11 protein-coding genes are annotated in these 13997 nt (G+C 66.3%); all 11 read left to right on the top strand.

Annotation, left to right across the window (positions count from 1 at the left end; genetic code table 11):
* Positions 1-92: 92 nt before the first annotated feature.
* The 11 genes from GGR25_RS12215 (at position 93) to GGR25_RS12165 (ending at position 13988) form a co-directional block, all read left to right on the top strand.
* Positions 93-1586: an aldehyde dehydrogenase family protein gene (locus GGR25_RS12215; RefSeq protein ID WP_343068046.1), complete on the top strand. Its 1494-nt coding sequence runs from the start codon at positions 93-95 to the stop codon at positions 1584-1586.
* A gap of 1 nt (position 1587) precedes the next feature.
* Positions 1588-2559 carry a threonine ammonia-lyase gene (locus GGR25_RS12210; protein WP_210299917.1) on the top strand — a complete coding sequence of 324 codons (972 nt, stop codon included), beginning with the start codon at positions 1588-1590 and terminating at the stop codon, positions 2557-2559.
* An 88-nt stretch (positions 2560-2647) separates the two neighbouring features.
* Positions 2648-4360: a GMC family oxidoreductase gene (locus GGR25_RS12205; RefSeq protein ID WP_183399060.1), complete on the top strand. Its 1713-nt coding sequence runs from the start codon at positions 2648-2650 to the stop codon at positions 4358-4360.
* A gap of 405 nt (positions 4361-4765) precedes the next feature.
* Complete coding sequence (locus tag GGR25_RS12200; protein ID WP_183399059.1) at positions 4766-5560, top strand: IclR family transcriptional regulator; 795 nt, start codon at positions 4766-4768, stop codon at positions 5558-5560.
* Complete coding sequence (locus GGR25_RS12195; RefSeq protein ID WP_183399058.1) at positions 5557-6447, top strand: amidohydrolase family protein; 891 nt, start codon at positions 5557-5559, stop codon at positions 6445-6447. Before GGR25_RS12200 ends, GGR25_RS12195 begins: the two co-directional genes overlap by 4 nt.
* The gene (locus GGR25_RS12190) at positions 6444-7751 is read left to right on the top strand and encodes an aspartate aminotransferase family protein (RefSeq protein ID WP_246409594.1); all 1308 of its coding nucleotides are present in this window, start codon (positions 6444-6446) and stop codon (positions 7749-7751) included. The genes GGR25_RS12195 and GGR25_RS12190 overlap by 4 nt, the downstream gene beginning before the upstream one ends.
* 364 nt (positions 7752-8115) lie before the next feature.
* Positions 8116-9465: an ABC transporter substrate-binding protein gene (locus GGR25_RS12185; protein ID WP_246409591.1), complete on the top strand. Its 1350-nt coding sequence runs from the start codon at positions 8116-8118 to the stop codon at positions 9463-9465.
* A gap of 41 nt (positions 9466-9506) precedes the next feature.
* The gene (locus GGR25_RS12180; RefSeq protein WP_183399057.1) at positions 9507-10412 is read left to right on the top strand and encodes an ABC transporter permease subunit; all 906 of its coding nucleotides are present in this window, start codon (positions 9507-9509) and stop codon (positions 10410-10412) included.
* A complete protein-coding gene (locus tag GGR25_RS12175) occupies positions 10409-11335 on the top strand; it encodes an ABC transporter permease subunit (RefSeq protein WP_183399056.1) in 927 nt (308 codons plus the stop codon). Before GGR25_RS12180 ends, GGR25_RS12175 begins: the two co-directional genes overlap by 4 nt.
* A complete protein-coding gene (locus GGR25_RS12170; protein ID WP_183399055.1) occupies positions 11332-12390 on the top strand; it encodes a Gfo/Idh/MocA family protein in 1059 nt (352 codons plus the stop codon). Before GGR25_RS12175 ends, GGR25_RS12170 begins: the two co-directional genes overlap by 4 nt.
* Positions 12387-13988 carry an N-acyl-D-amino-acid deacylase family protein gene (locus tag GGR25_RS12165; protein ID WP_183399054.1) on the top strand — a complete coding sequence of 534 codons (1602 nt, stop codon included), beginning with the start codon at positions 12387-12389 and terminating at the stop codon, positions 13986-13988. The genes GGR25_RS12170 and GGR25_RS12165 overlap by 4 nt, the downstream gene beginning before the upstream one ends.
* Positions 13989-13997: the final 9 nt, after the last annotated feature.

Genomic DNA, 13997 nt, shown 5'->3' with positions numbered 1-13997 from the left:
CGCCCCGCAGGCATCCCTCAAGAGCGCCGACAACATAGTTGAACATATCTAATCATTCGATCGAGAAGTACAGCAACAAGAAGGTGGGAAACGTGCGGTTCTTGAAGGGGCTGGAAGTTCATGACCGCCCGGAGGCCGGCGCACGGCTCGGCCAGATGTTCATCAATGGCAGCTGGGAAAGCGGAACCGGCAAGGAGTGGCTGCGCGTCGTCAGCCCGAGCACGGGCCAGGATGTCGGCTGGCTGCCGCTCGGCTCGCGCGATGATGCCCACCGCGCCATTGCCTCGGCCCGTGAGAATGCCTGGAAGCTCGCCTCGATGCCGGTCTGGCAGCGCGCCGCGCTCTGCCAGGCGATCGGCGCGGAGATCGATCGCCGCGCCGACGAGATCGCGACGCTGCTCAGCCTGGAGCAGGGCAAGCCGATCGCCGAGGCGCGGGGCGAGACCGCCGGCGCCGCCAAGGCATTCCGCAATGCCGGCGAGCAGATCAAATGGCTGGAGACCGCGAGCATCCCGCTCGAGGATCCCGCCAAGCGGGCCCTGTCGATCCTTCAGCCCAAGGGCGTCTTCGGCGTGATCACGCCGTGGAACTATCCCGTTGCCCTGCCCTCGATCTATTACCTCGGTCCCGGCATCGCCACCGGCAATGCGCTGGTCTGGACACCGGCGCCGACGACCTCGCTCTGCGCCATGCTGCTCATGGAGTGCATGATCGCGGCCGGGGTACCGGAGGGGACGGTGCAACTCGTCACCGGCGAGGGGCCTGTCGTCGGCGACACGCTCGTGACGTCGCCGGAAACGCAGGGCATCGCCTTCACCGGCTCGTCCGAGACCGGCAAGGTCATCGCAGCCCGCTCGATCGGCAAGGCGCAGCTTCTCGAACTCGGCGGCAACGGGCCGACCATCGTGCTGGACGATGCCGACCTGGACCGGGCAGCCGGCTGCATCGTCAAGAGTGCCCTCGCCAATGCCGGCCAGACCTGCACCGCCACGGAGCGCGTGCTCGTGGATGCGCGGGTGCATGACGCGCTCGTCGAACGGATCGTGGAAGCCGTCGGCCAGATCAAACCGATGGCCTCGACCGATCCGGCTTCGAAGCTCGGCGCCCTCAATAATGAGGAGAATGCCGGCAAGGTCGACAGCCACCTTGCCGAGGCGGTGAGCCTCGGCGCGAAGATCCTGACCGGCGGCAGCCGCGCCAAAAACATGCCGACGAACCTCTATTACGAGCCGACGGTGATCGTCGACGTGCCTCCGGACTCGGCCCTCCACTGCGACGAGACGTTCGGACCGGTCATTCCGATCCTGCGCTTCGGCTCGGACGAGGAACTCTACGCCCTGGCGGCGAAGAGCCCGATGGGGCTCTCGGCGGCGCTGTTCACCCGCGATGTGAGCCGCGCCTTCCGTCATGCGGAGCGGATCCGCTGCGGCGTCGTCAATGTCAACGAGGCCTCCAGCTATTGGGAGACCCATGTCCCGGTCGGCGGCGCGGCCGGCACGTCCTCGGGAACGGGGCGGACGGGCGGGCGGCACACGCTGCTGGAGATGTCCGACCTGAAGACCATCACCTTCCATCTGGAGCCCTGACATGATCGAGGAACAGGGCTCGCCCGCCATCACCGTGGAGGCCATCGAGGCCGCCGCCGCCCGCATTGCGGGTCACATCCGTCGCACGCCCATGATCGAGGTCACGGAAGTGCGCAACCGCCCCGTGGCCAACCCGCTTTTCCTGAAGCTCGAATCGCTTCAGGTGACCGGCGCCTTCAAGGCGCGCGGCGCGATGAACCGCCTCTTGACGACGCCGCGCGAGAAGCTCGCCCACGGCATCGTCACCGCCTCCGGTGGCAATCACGGCATGGCGGTGGCGCGGGCGGGCTTTCTCGCCGGTGTTCCGACGACGATCTATCTGCCGCCCAACGCGTCCCGCGCCAAGATCAAGGCGCTCTCCGAATGGAACGCCACGATCCGCATCGTGGGCGAGAAATGGGACGACGCCGATGCTGCGGCAGCCGAACATGCGGCGCGCGAAGGGGCGATCTATTTCCACCCCTTCAAGGATCCCGATGTCGTAATCGGCCAGGGCACGGTGGCGCTGGAGATGCTCGACGCGGTTCCGGACGCCGATGTCTATCTCGTCGCCATCGGCGGCGGCGGCCTCATCGCCGGCCTCGCCACCGTCGTGCATGCCCGCAATCCCAAGGCGCGCATCATCGGCATCGAGCCGACCGGCAGCCCGACCCTGCATGCGGCGCTGGCGGCCGGCGGACCGGTGCGGCTGGAACGCCAGTGGACGCGGGTCGCGACGATGTCGTGCGGCATGACCGCTCCGCTCATCTACGACATCGTCTCGAAGCATGTCGAAGAGGTCGTCCTGGTCGAGGACGAGCAACTGCTCGCCGCCGCCCGCTGGATCCTCTCCGAATTCGCCATTCGCGCGGATCTCTCGGCAGCGGCGGCGATCGCGGCGCTGAACCTCGGCAAGATCCGGTTGAAGCCGCATGAGCGCATCGCGACGCTCATATGCGGCGCCGACGACACGGCACTCGACATGCCGGAATGACCGGGGCAGCCCCGCGGGGCGCGCCGTCGGCGCCCGCAGCGGCCCCTTCACAAGGCTTGGATAACACAAGCGATCAAGGATCGTGGGAATGAGCACCGCAACGACCATCGAGACGGACTACATCATCGTGGGCGGCGGGTCGTCGGGCTGCGTGCTCGCCTCCCGGCTGACCGAGAACCCGGCCGTCAGGGTCATCCTGCTCGAGGCCGGCATCGACGCGGCGCGGCCGGAAGATTTCCCCGATCTCGCCAGCCCCTATCCGGGCATCGCCTATTCCAACCCCCGCTACACCTGGGACAATCTCAAAGCTTCGCTGCCCTATTCCGGGTCCAATCGTCCCGACCGCAAGACGACGCGCTACGAGCAGGCCCGCGTGCTCGGAGGCGGCTCGGCGATCAACGGCGTCGGCGCCAATCGCGGCTCGCCCCATGATTATGACGAGTGGGGCCAGATGGGCGTCGAAGGCTGGTCCTTCAAGGAATGCCTGCCCTATTTCAAGAAGCTCGAGCGCGACCTCGACATCGACAACGAGCTGCACGGCCAGACCGGTCCGTTTCCGATCCGCCGTCGAGGCGCCGAGATCTGGACGCCGTTCACCGATGCCATGCTGGCGCTCTGCGCCATGCGCGGCATCCCCTTCCTGCCCGACCAGAACGGACGGTGGGATGACGGCATCTTCGAGATGACCGTCAACATGGACGAGCAGAAGCGGCGCGTCAGCACCGCCTGGGCCTATCTGACGCCCGAGGTCCGCCGCCGTCCCAATCTCGAGATCCGCACGGAGACCCGCGTCTCGCGCATCGTCGTCACCGAGGGCCGCGCGCGTGGCGTGCTCGTGCAACGCGGCGGCGAGAAAGAGGAATTGCGCGCCCACCGCATCATCGTCTGCTCCGGTGCGCTCGCCTCGCCGGCGATCCTGATGCGATCGGGCATCGGCCCGGCGCCGCATCTGGCGGATTGCGGCATCGAAACGCTGCATCATCTGCCGGGCGTCGGGCAGAACCTGATGGAACACCCCTCGTCCGGGCTGGTGCCGTTCCTCAAGCCCGGCGCGCGGCAGAAGGGACCGCTCGATTACCACATCCCGATCGGCTACCGCTTCTCCTCGGGCATCGAGGGCTGCCCGCCCGGCGACATGCACATGAATTTCGTGACGCGGGCGGCCTGGCACTCCGTCGGCGGGCAGCTCGGCTCGCTCTTCTTTTGGGTCAACAAGTCCTATTCGCGCGGCCAACTGCTGCTCGACCCCGCCGCGCCGGATGGGCCGCCGCGGATCGATTTCCGCATGCTCTCCGACCGCCGCGATCTGGTGCGCCTAGCGGACGCGTTCGAGCGCGCGGTCGGCCTCGCCACGGATCCGAGCCTCAACGGGGTTATCTCCGGGATCTATGCCGGCGGCATGTCGGAATTCGGCAAGCTCTTCTCGAAGCAGTCGCGGCTCGGCGCGGTCGTCACCGGCGTAGGCGCGATGGGCCTCGACCTGATCGGCCCGCTGCGCGAGAAGGCCTTCCCCTACATGCTCTCGAACTTCAATGACCCGAAGCGGCTCGCCGCCAATCGCGACGAGCTCGAAGCCTATATCGCCGAGACGGTCGGCGGCGTCTGGCACCCGTCCTGCACCTGCCGCATGGGACCCGACGGCGACAGGATGGCCGTGACGGATTCCAACGGCAAGGTGCGCGGCCTGGACGGCCTCTATGTCAGCGACGCCTCGATCATGCCGACGATCCCCTGCGCCAACACCAATCTGCCCACGATCATGATCGCCGAAAAGATCGCCGACCAGTTGAGCCGGCATTGAGACAGGGCCGGGAGGGAATGGACGGGTCTTCGGGGAATGAGCCGATCCCGTCCCGATGCCTTCCGCGGCGCTTGTTGACCTCCTCTTCGGCATCGAAGCGGCGCGACTAGGTCCGATATCAACGGACATTGCCGCCCGGCGCTAGCCTGCTGCCGCCACGCCGTGGCGAGCCGCTGTAGCTGCCCGGGCGGGCCTTGATCGCAGTCCGGTCCAGCCCGTGCGGACGATCCCGCCCAAGGAAGCCTGGGCGCGCCAATCGCGCGCGATCCTGTTGCCGAGGCCGGCCAGGTGCGTGGTCGCTTATGCCCGGCCGGGCTGTATCAGCCGGCATTTGCACGGCGCCCCTTGACGGGCGCGCCGCGCTCGCTCTAGCTTCTTATACAGAATGAATTCGGAATTCACTAGATGAATTCTTCGGAAAACGAGCGCTATGCCGTCCGCTCCATCGACCGGGCCCTGGACATCATCCAGTGCGTGGCGGAGCGAAACGGTGCGCTGGGTGTCGATGACATTACGGCGGCGACCGGGCTGCCCAAGAGCACCGTGTTCCGCGTGCTGGCCACGCTGACGGCGCGACGTTTCGTCGACCGCGATCCGGAGCGGCAGACCTATCGCCTCGGCACGCTCGCCCTGACGATCGGCGCCCGCGCGCTCGGCGATCTCGATCTGCGCCAGATCGCCAAGCCGCACATCGAGCGCCTGATGCAGGCCACCAGCGAGACCGTTCACCTCGCCGTGCTGGCGGAGGATACGGCGCTGTGCATCGACAAGATCGACAGCAACCGTTCGGTGCGCATGTCCTCCTTCGTCGGCTTCCGCGATCCGCTCTATTGCTCGGGCGTCGGCAAGGCGCTGCTCGCCTTCCAGGACGAGCCGACGCGACGCGCGCTCCTGGCCGGCATACGCTTCGGCCGTCTCACGCCGCATACGATCGACGACATCGCGACCCTCGCGGCCCAGATCGAGACGATCCGCCGCCAGGGCTACGCCACCGACATCGAGGAGATGGAGGAGGGCCTCGCCTGCATCGCGGCGCCGATCCGCGACCATTCTGGCAAGGTCATCGCGTCCGTCTCGATTTCCGGACCGACCACGCGCGTCAGCGACGAAACCATGCCGGATCTGATCCGCATCGTCCGCGCCGCGGCCGGCGACATTTCCCACGACCTCGGCTTCGCATCTTCAGAGCAGACGGCATGATCATCGACGTCCACACCCACACCCCGCAGTTTCGCGGCGCGATTCCGAAGGAGAATCGCCGCAGCAATCCGAACTGGCGCCCGGACCGCGTGGTCGAGTCCGTCTACAATTGGGAAGAGCATCTGGCGGCGCAGGCACCGGCGGACAAGTCGATCGTGTTCGGCGTCGCCTGGGCGCCCGGCGAGCGTACCGGCGGCGTCAACGGCTTCAACGAACCGGGCGACGTCGCGGTCGGCGTCAATGATGTCACCGCGACCTTCGTCAAGGCGCATCCCGACCGCCTGATCGGCTTCATGTCGGTGCATCCGCACGACCCGCTCGCGCTCACCGAGATCGAGCGCAGCCGGTCCGATCTCGGTCTGCGCGGCATCAAGATGGGCGCCAACTACCAGGTGTTCGATCCGCTGGAGAGCCGCGCGCTCGCGATCTATCGCGAGGCCGAGCGGCACGGCCTGCCGATCCTGTTTCATATCGGCACCTCGCCGGTCCGCATGGCGCCGATCCGCTACGCCCATCCGCTCGTCGTCGACGAGATCGCGATGCGCTACCCCGATCTGAAGATAATCATGGCGCATATGGGCCATCCCTGGACGGTCGATACCGCCGTCGTCATCCGCAAGCATCCCCATGTCTATGCCGATATTTCGGGCCTCATGTACCGGCCCTGGACCCACTACGAGGCGCTGATGAAGGCCTATGAGTGGAACGTCCTCGGCAAGCTGCTCTTTGCCTCGGACTATCCGATCACCACGCCGGCCGAGACGCTGGCGGCGCTGCGGAACGTCAATGCGATCACCAAGGGGACGGCGCTGCCGCGCATCCCCGAGGAGCAGATCGAGGCCATCATCCATCGCGACAGCCTCGCACTGCTGGGACTGAGCTCATGAACGCGCACCCGAAAATGCCGAACAGCCATTCGCAAGCGCTGGCCAAGCGGGCGGGTCAGGTCATCCCCGGCGGGGTCAATTCCGCCACGCGGCGCCTCGCCAGGCCCTATTCCTGGGATTGGGCCGAGGGCGCCTATATCCGCGATGTCGACGGCAATACCTATCTCGACTATCACGCCGCCTTCGGGCCGATCTTGCTGGGCCACAACCATCCGGGCGTCAACGCCGCCGTCGCCGAGGCGCTCCACGGCGTCGACATGGTCGGCGTCGGCGTCACGGAGGCAGAGATCCGTCTCGCCGAGAAGGTGGTGGAGCATGTCCCCTCGGCGGAGATGGCGCTCACCTTCTCCTCCGGCTCCGAGGCGACCTATATGGCCGTCCGGCTTGCCCGGGGTGTCACCGGCCGCAGCAAGCTGATCAAGTTCCAGGGCACGTTTCACGGCTGGCACGACTATCTGCTGATGAACATCATCAGCTCGCCCGAGAAGATCGGCCAGAAGGATCCCGGCTCGGCAGGACAGCTCCAGGATGCGATCGACAACACGATCGTCGTGCGCTTCAACGATCTCGACGCCGTCGAGGCCGCCATCGCCGCCCATCCGGGCGAGATCGCCGCGATCTTCCTCGAGGCGATCCCGCACAATATCGGCTGCGTCCTGCCGCGGCAGGATTTCGTCGAAGGGCTGCGCCGCCTCTGCGACGAGCACGGCATCGTGCTGGTCTTCGACGAGGTCATCACCGGCTTCCGCCACGGGCTCGGCGGCTATCAGGCCAAACTCGGCGTCAAGCCGGACCTGACCACCATGGCGAAGGCGATCGCCAATGGGTATCCCTGCGCCGTCGTCGCCGGCCGGCGCGATCTGATGATGCAGTTCTCCACGGCGCCCGGCGGCAAGGTGTTCGTCGGCGGCACCTATAACGGTCATCCCGTCGGCACGGCGGCCGCTCTGGCGACCATCGCCGCACTGGAAGATGGCAGCGTCTACGAGCGGACCTTCCGCCTCGGCGAGCGCATGCGCACCGGCCTGCAGGAGATCGCCGACCGGCTCGGCATCGCCATGATCTCCGCCGGCTACGGTTCGGTCTTCACGCCCTATTTCATGGACGGGACCGTCGAGCGCTACGAGGATCTCCTGCGCAACGACACCGCCCGGGATGTCGGGTTCCGGTCAGCGATGATCGAGCACGGCATCTTCATGCTGCCGCTGGCGATCAAACGCAATCATATCAGCGCCGCCCATAGCGAGGCCGATGTCGAGCGCACCCTGGATGTTGCCGAAACCGTCTTGAAGACAATGCGTTAGCCGCCTTCTCGTGCGAGACCGCGCCAGCGGTCTCGTCCAGATGCCTGCCGGTCACAGGCGCGTCTGATTTGTTTCTATTACATACGATATTGCGCGTTGATATTTGAAAATACGCGACTTAGCGTGGTGATCGAGAAGGGCGGCGGACCAAGAGACCGCCCATCGATGAAGTGGCGATGGCGCAGCCCGCAAGGGTGGTGACGTCGCCCATGCCGGAGCGGCCAACCGCGAGGACATGGCGACAGCCATGGCGGATGACAGCCTCGGCGGGTGCAGGGATGGCAGAACCGGACCGTCGGCGCCGCGGGCGCGGGTCGGGGCTTGCCGTGGAATGGGACCGAGTTACTTCCAGAAGGGGTCAGCTATGATGAAGACGAGGAAGGCCGACGGCTCGCTTCAGGGCCGGATGGATCGCAGGACGTTCCTGAAGGCGTCCGGCGCCACGGCGCTGGCGGCGATGACGCCGGGCCTGATGGCCGGCGGCGCCGAGGCGGCTGCCTATACCGGCACGCTCGACATGCTCGCCTGGGACTTCCAGCCCGACACGATCAAGAAGCTCGTCGCCGAATGGACGGCACAGGGGAACCCGGCGGTGAACGTCGCCGTGATCCCGAATCTCGGCTATTCCTCGGCGCTCCAAACGCGTCTGCGCGGCGGCGACAAGATCGATCTCTACTACAACTTTGCCTATAATTCCCAGAAGTTCATCGACCAGGGCTGGGCGAGCAAGCTGAACGGCCTGCCCGGTGTCAACGATATGCTCGGCGAGATGTTCGAGAGCGCGCGCGGCCGGCATGTGAACGCCGCCGGCGACGTGATCAGCGTGCCCTATTTCTCGGCCGTCCACATGCTCCACTACAACAAGGACATGCTGGCCAAGGGGAATATCGCGGCCGTGCCCTCGACGCTGAAGGAAATCTATGACGCGTCCAAGGCGCTGAAGGAGGGCGGCATCGTCGCCTCTCCCTATGTCGCCTATTGGGTGAAGGAGTTCTGCGAGGAATATCTGCACACCTATCTGCTCAACGAGGGCATCACCGCCTTCGACGAGAGCGGCAAGCCGGTCTTTGCCGATGATCCGAAGACCGTCGGCGTCTTCGAATGGTGGCAGGCCATGTATCAGGAAGGGCTCGCGCCGAAGTCGGTTCTGAACGACGACCCCGGCAAGCTTTCGAGCGAGATGGCGCAGGGCAACGCCGCCTTCTTCGTGCTGCACCATTATTTCCTGACGTCGATCCGCAGCCTGAAGGGTCCGCAGTCGGACAACGTCTTCCAGTCGGCGATCGGCGGCAAGAATTTCACGCTGCAGATCGGCGAGGTTCTTCAGATGGGCGCCGCCGCCGATGCCGACCGCAAGGCCGCGACCTGGGATCTGATGAAATACTATGGCTGGAAGGACAAGGCGGGCAAGTTCACCGTCTTCAACCAATGGGCCAAGGCTGCCGGCCTCGCGGCGCCCTATCCCGGCTTCTTCACCGACCCCGATGTGATCGCCGCCTTCCCGACCTATTACGACCTGCCTCTGATCTCGAAGACCTTCGAGACCGGGTCCAAGGTCGTGCCGGCGCGCACCCTGCCCTGGTATCCCGACTTCCAGGCCAAGGTCGGCGACATCATCCACCCGCTGCTGCTCGGCCAGGCGACGCCGCAGAAGACGGTCCAGGACCTGACTGACGCGGCAGCGGCGGCAAGCGGCGGCACCAAGCGCCTCTGATCGGAAGGATTGTCGATCCATCGGGAAGGAAAGGAGCCGCTGTGACGTCGCCGGCTTTATCGAACGAGCTTTCGCGCGCCGATCAGTGGTTCGGCTTCAGGCTCACGGTCCCCGCGGCCGTGATCCTGATCGTCCTGCTCGCCCTGCCGACGGGGCTGACGATCCTCTACAGCCTGCATGACGTGCCGGCGAACGGCGCGAGCCTCGGGCCGTTCGTCGGCTTCGAGAACTTCTCGATCGTGCTGTCGAGCCCGGTCTTCTGGCGTTCGGCGACCGTCACGCTGCTGTTCTCGATCGGCTTCGTCACCCTGTCGACGGCGATCGGCCTCGCCATGGCGATCCTGCTCAATCAGAAGTTCATCGGGCGGGGCCTGGCGCGGGCGCTGCTGATCATTCCCTGGGCGACGCCCTGGCTGGTGATCGGCATCCTGTGGAAGTGGTTCGCCGACGGCAGCGTCGGCGGATTGAACGCGGTGCTGATCGCGCTCGGCATCACCTCCGACTATCACGACTTCCTCGCCGATCCGAACACGGCGCTCCCGGTCACCATCCTGGCCGCGGTGTGGCGACAGGCAAGCTTTGCCGGCATATTATTGCTCGCCGGACTGCAGACACTGCCCGACGAACTCGGCGAGGCGGCGGCGCTGGACGGCGCCGGCGTCTGGCAGCGCTTCCTGCATATCACCCTGCCCTGGCTCCGGCCGGCGCTCGCCACGGTCGCCGTGCTGAACGTCATCTATGCCTTCCTGCAGTTCGACGTGATCTTCGCCATGACGCAGGGCGGTCCGGGCGACGCGACGCAGGTCCTGAGCCTCCTCATCTATCGCCAGCTCTTCGCGGTGACGCAGATCGGCCTCGGTTCGGCGCTCGCCGTGATCCTCGGCCTCGTCGCCCTCGTCGGCGGGCTGATCACCGTCAAGCTGCTGTACAGGGGGCATGTCCAGTGAGCATCGCCAGCGAGCCGGCCCTGCGCCCGGCACGGAGAACGGCATCCGGATCGCGCGACCGCGGCCGCGCCCGCAGCCCCGGCGCGACGATCGCAATCTATGGCGGGCTGCTGGTCTTCGCGATCTGGATCCTGCTGCCGGTCTGGTATCTGGTCGTCTCAAGCCTGATCACTCCGACGCAACTCGGCGTGAAGCCCTTCCCGCTCATCCCCACGAGCATCACCTTCGACAATTATCTCTCGGTCCTGACGGGATCGACGCGCAACCAGGTCTTCGGCAGCACCGATGCCGGCTCGCGGCTGCTACCGGCGATCGGACAGAGCTTCTTCATCGGCGCCGTGCTGGTCGTGCTCGATCTCATCCTCGCCGGTGCCGCAGCCTATGGCCTGTCGCGCTACCCGTTCCGCGGCGCACGCTCCTTCGAACTCGCGATCATCGTGACCCGCGTCGTGCCGGCGATCGCGATCATCGGGCCGTTCTTCGTCGCCTTCCGCATCATCGGCGTGCTGAACACGCCCTTCGCGCTGATCATCAGCTACAACGTCTTCACGCTGCCGCTCGCGATCATGATCCTGAAGAACTATTTCGATCAGCTGCCGCGCGAGATTGAGGAGGCCGCGAAGATCGACGGCGCCTCGCGGCTCCAGACTCTATGGATCATCGTCGTGCCGATCGCCCGACCCGGTCTCGTCGCCGCTGGCGTGCTGATCTTCCTTGAGGCCTGGAGCGAGTTCTTCTATGCGCTCGTGCTCACCAACCAGCTGACCGTGCCGCCGCTCCTCGCCGGCTTCCAGTCGGTGCAGCAGTTCAACTGGAACGCGCTCGCGGCAGCGACCGTCATGTCGATCCTTCCGCCGGTCGTGCTCGTGCTCCTCTTCCAGCGCCACGTCATCGGCGCGCTGACCGCGGGTATCGGCAAATGACAACTTCCGCGCGGATTCGCGCCGCCGTTCTGTCGGCCGGCGCTTGGTCGCAATCGAGCCATCTGCCGACCCTGGCGGGCGATGCGCGGGTCGAGCTCGTCGCGCTGTCGAGCCCGAACGCGGCCATGGCCGAGAAGCTCGCGACCGAATTCGGCGTCAAGCGGGCCTTCGCCGACTGGCGGGACGCGCTTGAGGAGAAGCCTGACATCGTCGTCGTCTCGTCGCCGCCGGTCGCCCATGAGGAACAGGTCGTCGCGGCGCTTCGCGCGGGGGCGCATGTTCTGGTCGAGAAGCCCTTCGCACTCGACGGCGTTGCCGCCTATCGGATGCGCGATGCCGCCCGCGAGGTCGGCCGAACATTGCTGGTCGGCTTCGGCTGGCCGGCCGCACCGATCTTCGCGCTCGCCCGCGCATTGATCGAGGCAGGAGAGGTCGGCCCCGTCGAGCACCTCACCATGCATCTCGCCGTCAACACCCGCGCGCTGCTCTTCGGCGGCTCCGACGGCGGCTGGGGCGGGGCACTCGAATCCGGCGCCGCGACCTATACCGATGCGCGCGTCTCCGGCGGCGGCTCGGCTGCCGTCTCGATGTCGCATCAGCTTGGCCTGATCGAGTGGCTGACCGGCGAGCCGATCGTCGCGGTCAGCGCGAGCACCTGGCCACCGGGTCGGGCGATCGACGTCCATACCAGCGTCAATGCCGATTTCGCCAATGGCGGCTCGGCGGCGATCTCCAGCGCCTCGACCCATCCCTATCTCGCGCGACCGCAATGGCACATGGCGCTCTATGGCGGACGCGGCCAGATCTGGCTGGATTCGGTATCGGATCAGCTCCGCCTGGTGCGCGCCAATGGAGAGGTCGTCACCTTCGGCGACCCTCAAGCCTCCGGCCTCTATGACGCCGGCGCGCCGACCAAGGCGCTCATCGCCTGCGCCTTCGGCGCTTCGCCGCCCGCCGGCCTCTCGGCCGATCTGGCGGCTCATGTCGTTGCCGTCACCGATGCGATCTATGCAAGCGCCCGCGACGGCCGGAAACACGGAATCGAAGCATCATGACGACTGGCAGCACGCTGTTTGCGGGCGGAATCATCGTGGACGGGCTCGGCAATGCGCCGATCCGCGGCGACGTATTGGTCATCGGCGACACGATCGCCCGGGTGACCGACGGCAGCGAAAGCCTCTCCGCCGACCGGACGGTCGCGATCGATGGCATGGTCATCGCGCCCGGCTTCATCGACATGCACACCCATTCGGATCTGCAGATCCTCTGCAATCCCGATCATACGGCGAAGCTCAGTCAAGGCGTGACGACGGAAGTCCTCGGCCAGGACGGCCTCAGCTATGCGCCCGTCGATGCCGAGACGCTGCGCGAGCTTCGCGCCCAGCTCAAGGGCTGGAACGACGACCCGCCCGGATTCGACTGGAACTGGCGCAGCGTCGGCGAATATCTCCAGCGCCTCGACGGCAATACGGCCGTCAACACCGCCTATCTGGTACCGCATGGCAATATCCGCATGCTCGTCATGGGCAACGCGCCGCGCCTCGCGACGCCGGACGAACTCGAACAGATGAAGGCCTTGCTGCGCATCGCGCTGGAGGAAGGCGGTATCGGCCTCTCGACCGGTCTCACCTATGTCCCGGCCATGTATGCCGATACGGACGAGCTGGTCGAACTCTGCAAGGTCGTCGCCGAATATGGCGGCTTCTATTGCCCGCATCATCGCAATTACGGCACGGATGCTCTCGGCGGCTATCGCGAATGCTTCGAGATCGCGCGCCGCTCCGGGGTCGCGCTGCATCTGGCGCATACGCATCTCTCGTTCGAGGCCAATCGCGGCAAGCTTCCGCAATTGCTCGCCATGTTCGACGCCGCGATCGCCGAGGGCATCGCCTTCTCCTATGACGCCTATCCCTATCTCGCCGGCATGACGACGCTGCTGTCGCAATTGCCGAGCTGGGCCTTGGCCGGCACGGGCGCAGAGCAGATGGCCCGTCTTCGGTCTCCGGAAGACCGCGCGCGGATCATCGAGGCGCTCGACGTCATCGGCTCGGATGGCCATCAGGGCCTGACGGTCAAATGGGAGAATGTCTATGTCGTCGGCACGCCCGACGCGCCGCAGCTTGAATGGGTGATGGACGGCAGCCTGGCCGAAGCGGCGACGAAGCTCGGCCTTAGGCCGGCGGAGTTCGCACTGGATCTCCTGATCGCGACCGACCGCGCCGCCCCCTGCGTCTTCTTCATCGGCATTGAGGAGCATGTCCGGGCGCTGATGCAGCGCGAGGAACACACCGTCGGCGGCGACGGCATCCTGGTCGGCGACCGGCCGCATCCGCGCTCCTGGGGCACCTTCCCGCGCATGCTGGAGACCTATGTGCGCGAGGAAAAGGTGCTGAGTCTCGAGGAATGCGTGCGGCATATGACGAGCGCTGCAGCGGACCGGCTGCGCCAGGCCGATCGCGGCCGCATCGTCGAAGGCGCGCGCGCCGACCTTGTCGTGTTCGACGCCAAGAACATCAAGGCCAACGCCACCTACCAGGTGCCGCGGCAGGCCGCTTCCGGCATTCTGCACGTCCTTGTCAACGGCACGTTCGCCGTCGAGAACGGCGTGATCACGGGCAAGCGCGCCGGGCGCGTTCTGCGAACCGACGGCTGAGGGGAACGA

This window comes from Kaistia hirudinis (genome assembly GCF_014196455.1).
GTDB lineage: Bacteria > Pseudomonadota > Alphaproteobacteria > Rhizobiales > Kaistiaceae > Kaistia > Kaistia hirudinis.
The sequence above is the reverse complement of the archived record's forward strand: the minus strand, read 5'-3'. Positions and strand labels throughout refer to the sequence as shown.

Coding starts and splice junctions, on each gene's coding strand:
- GGR25_RS12165 (WP_183399054.1), top strand. CDS start 12,387: ATGACGACTGGCAGCACGCTGTTTGCGGGCGGAATCATCGTGGACGGG.
- GGR25_RS12210 (WP_210299917.1), top strand. CDS start 1,588: ATGATCGAGGAACAGGGCTCGCCCGCCATCACCGTGGAGGCCATCGAG.
- GGR25_RS12205 (WP_183399060.1), top strand. CDS start 2,648: ATGAGCACCGCAACGACCATCGAGACGGACTACATCATCGTGGGCGGC.
- GGR25_RS12185 (WP_246409591.1), top strand. CDS start 8,116: ATGATGAAGACGAGGAAGGCCGACGGCTCGCTTCAGGGCCGGATGGAT.
- GGR25_RS12170 (WP_183399055.1), top strand. CDS start 11,332: ATGACAACTTCCGCGCGGATTCGCGCCGCCGTTCTGTCGGCCGGCGCT.
- GGR25_RS12190 (WP_246409594.1), top strand. CDS start 6,444: ATGAACGCGCACCCGAAAATGCCGAACAGCCATTCGCAAGCGCTGGCC.
- GGR25_RS12200 (WP_183399059.1), top strand. CDS start 4,766: ATGAATTCTTCGGAAAACGAGCGCTATGCCGTCCGCTCCATCGACCGG.
- GGR25_RS12195 (WP_183399058.1), top strand. CDS start 5,557: ATGATCATCGACGTCCACACCCACACCCCGCAGTTTCGCGGCGCGATT.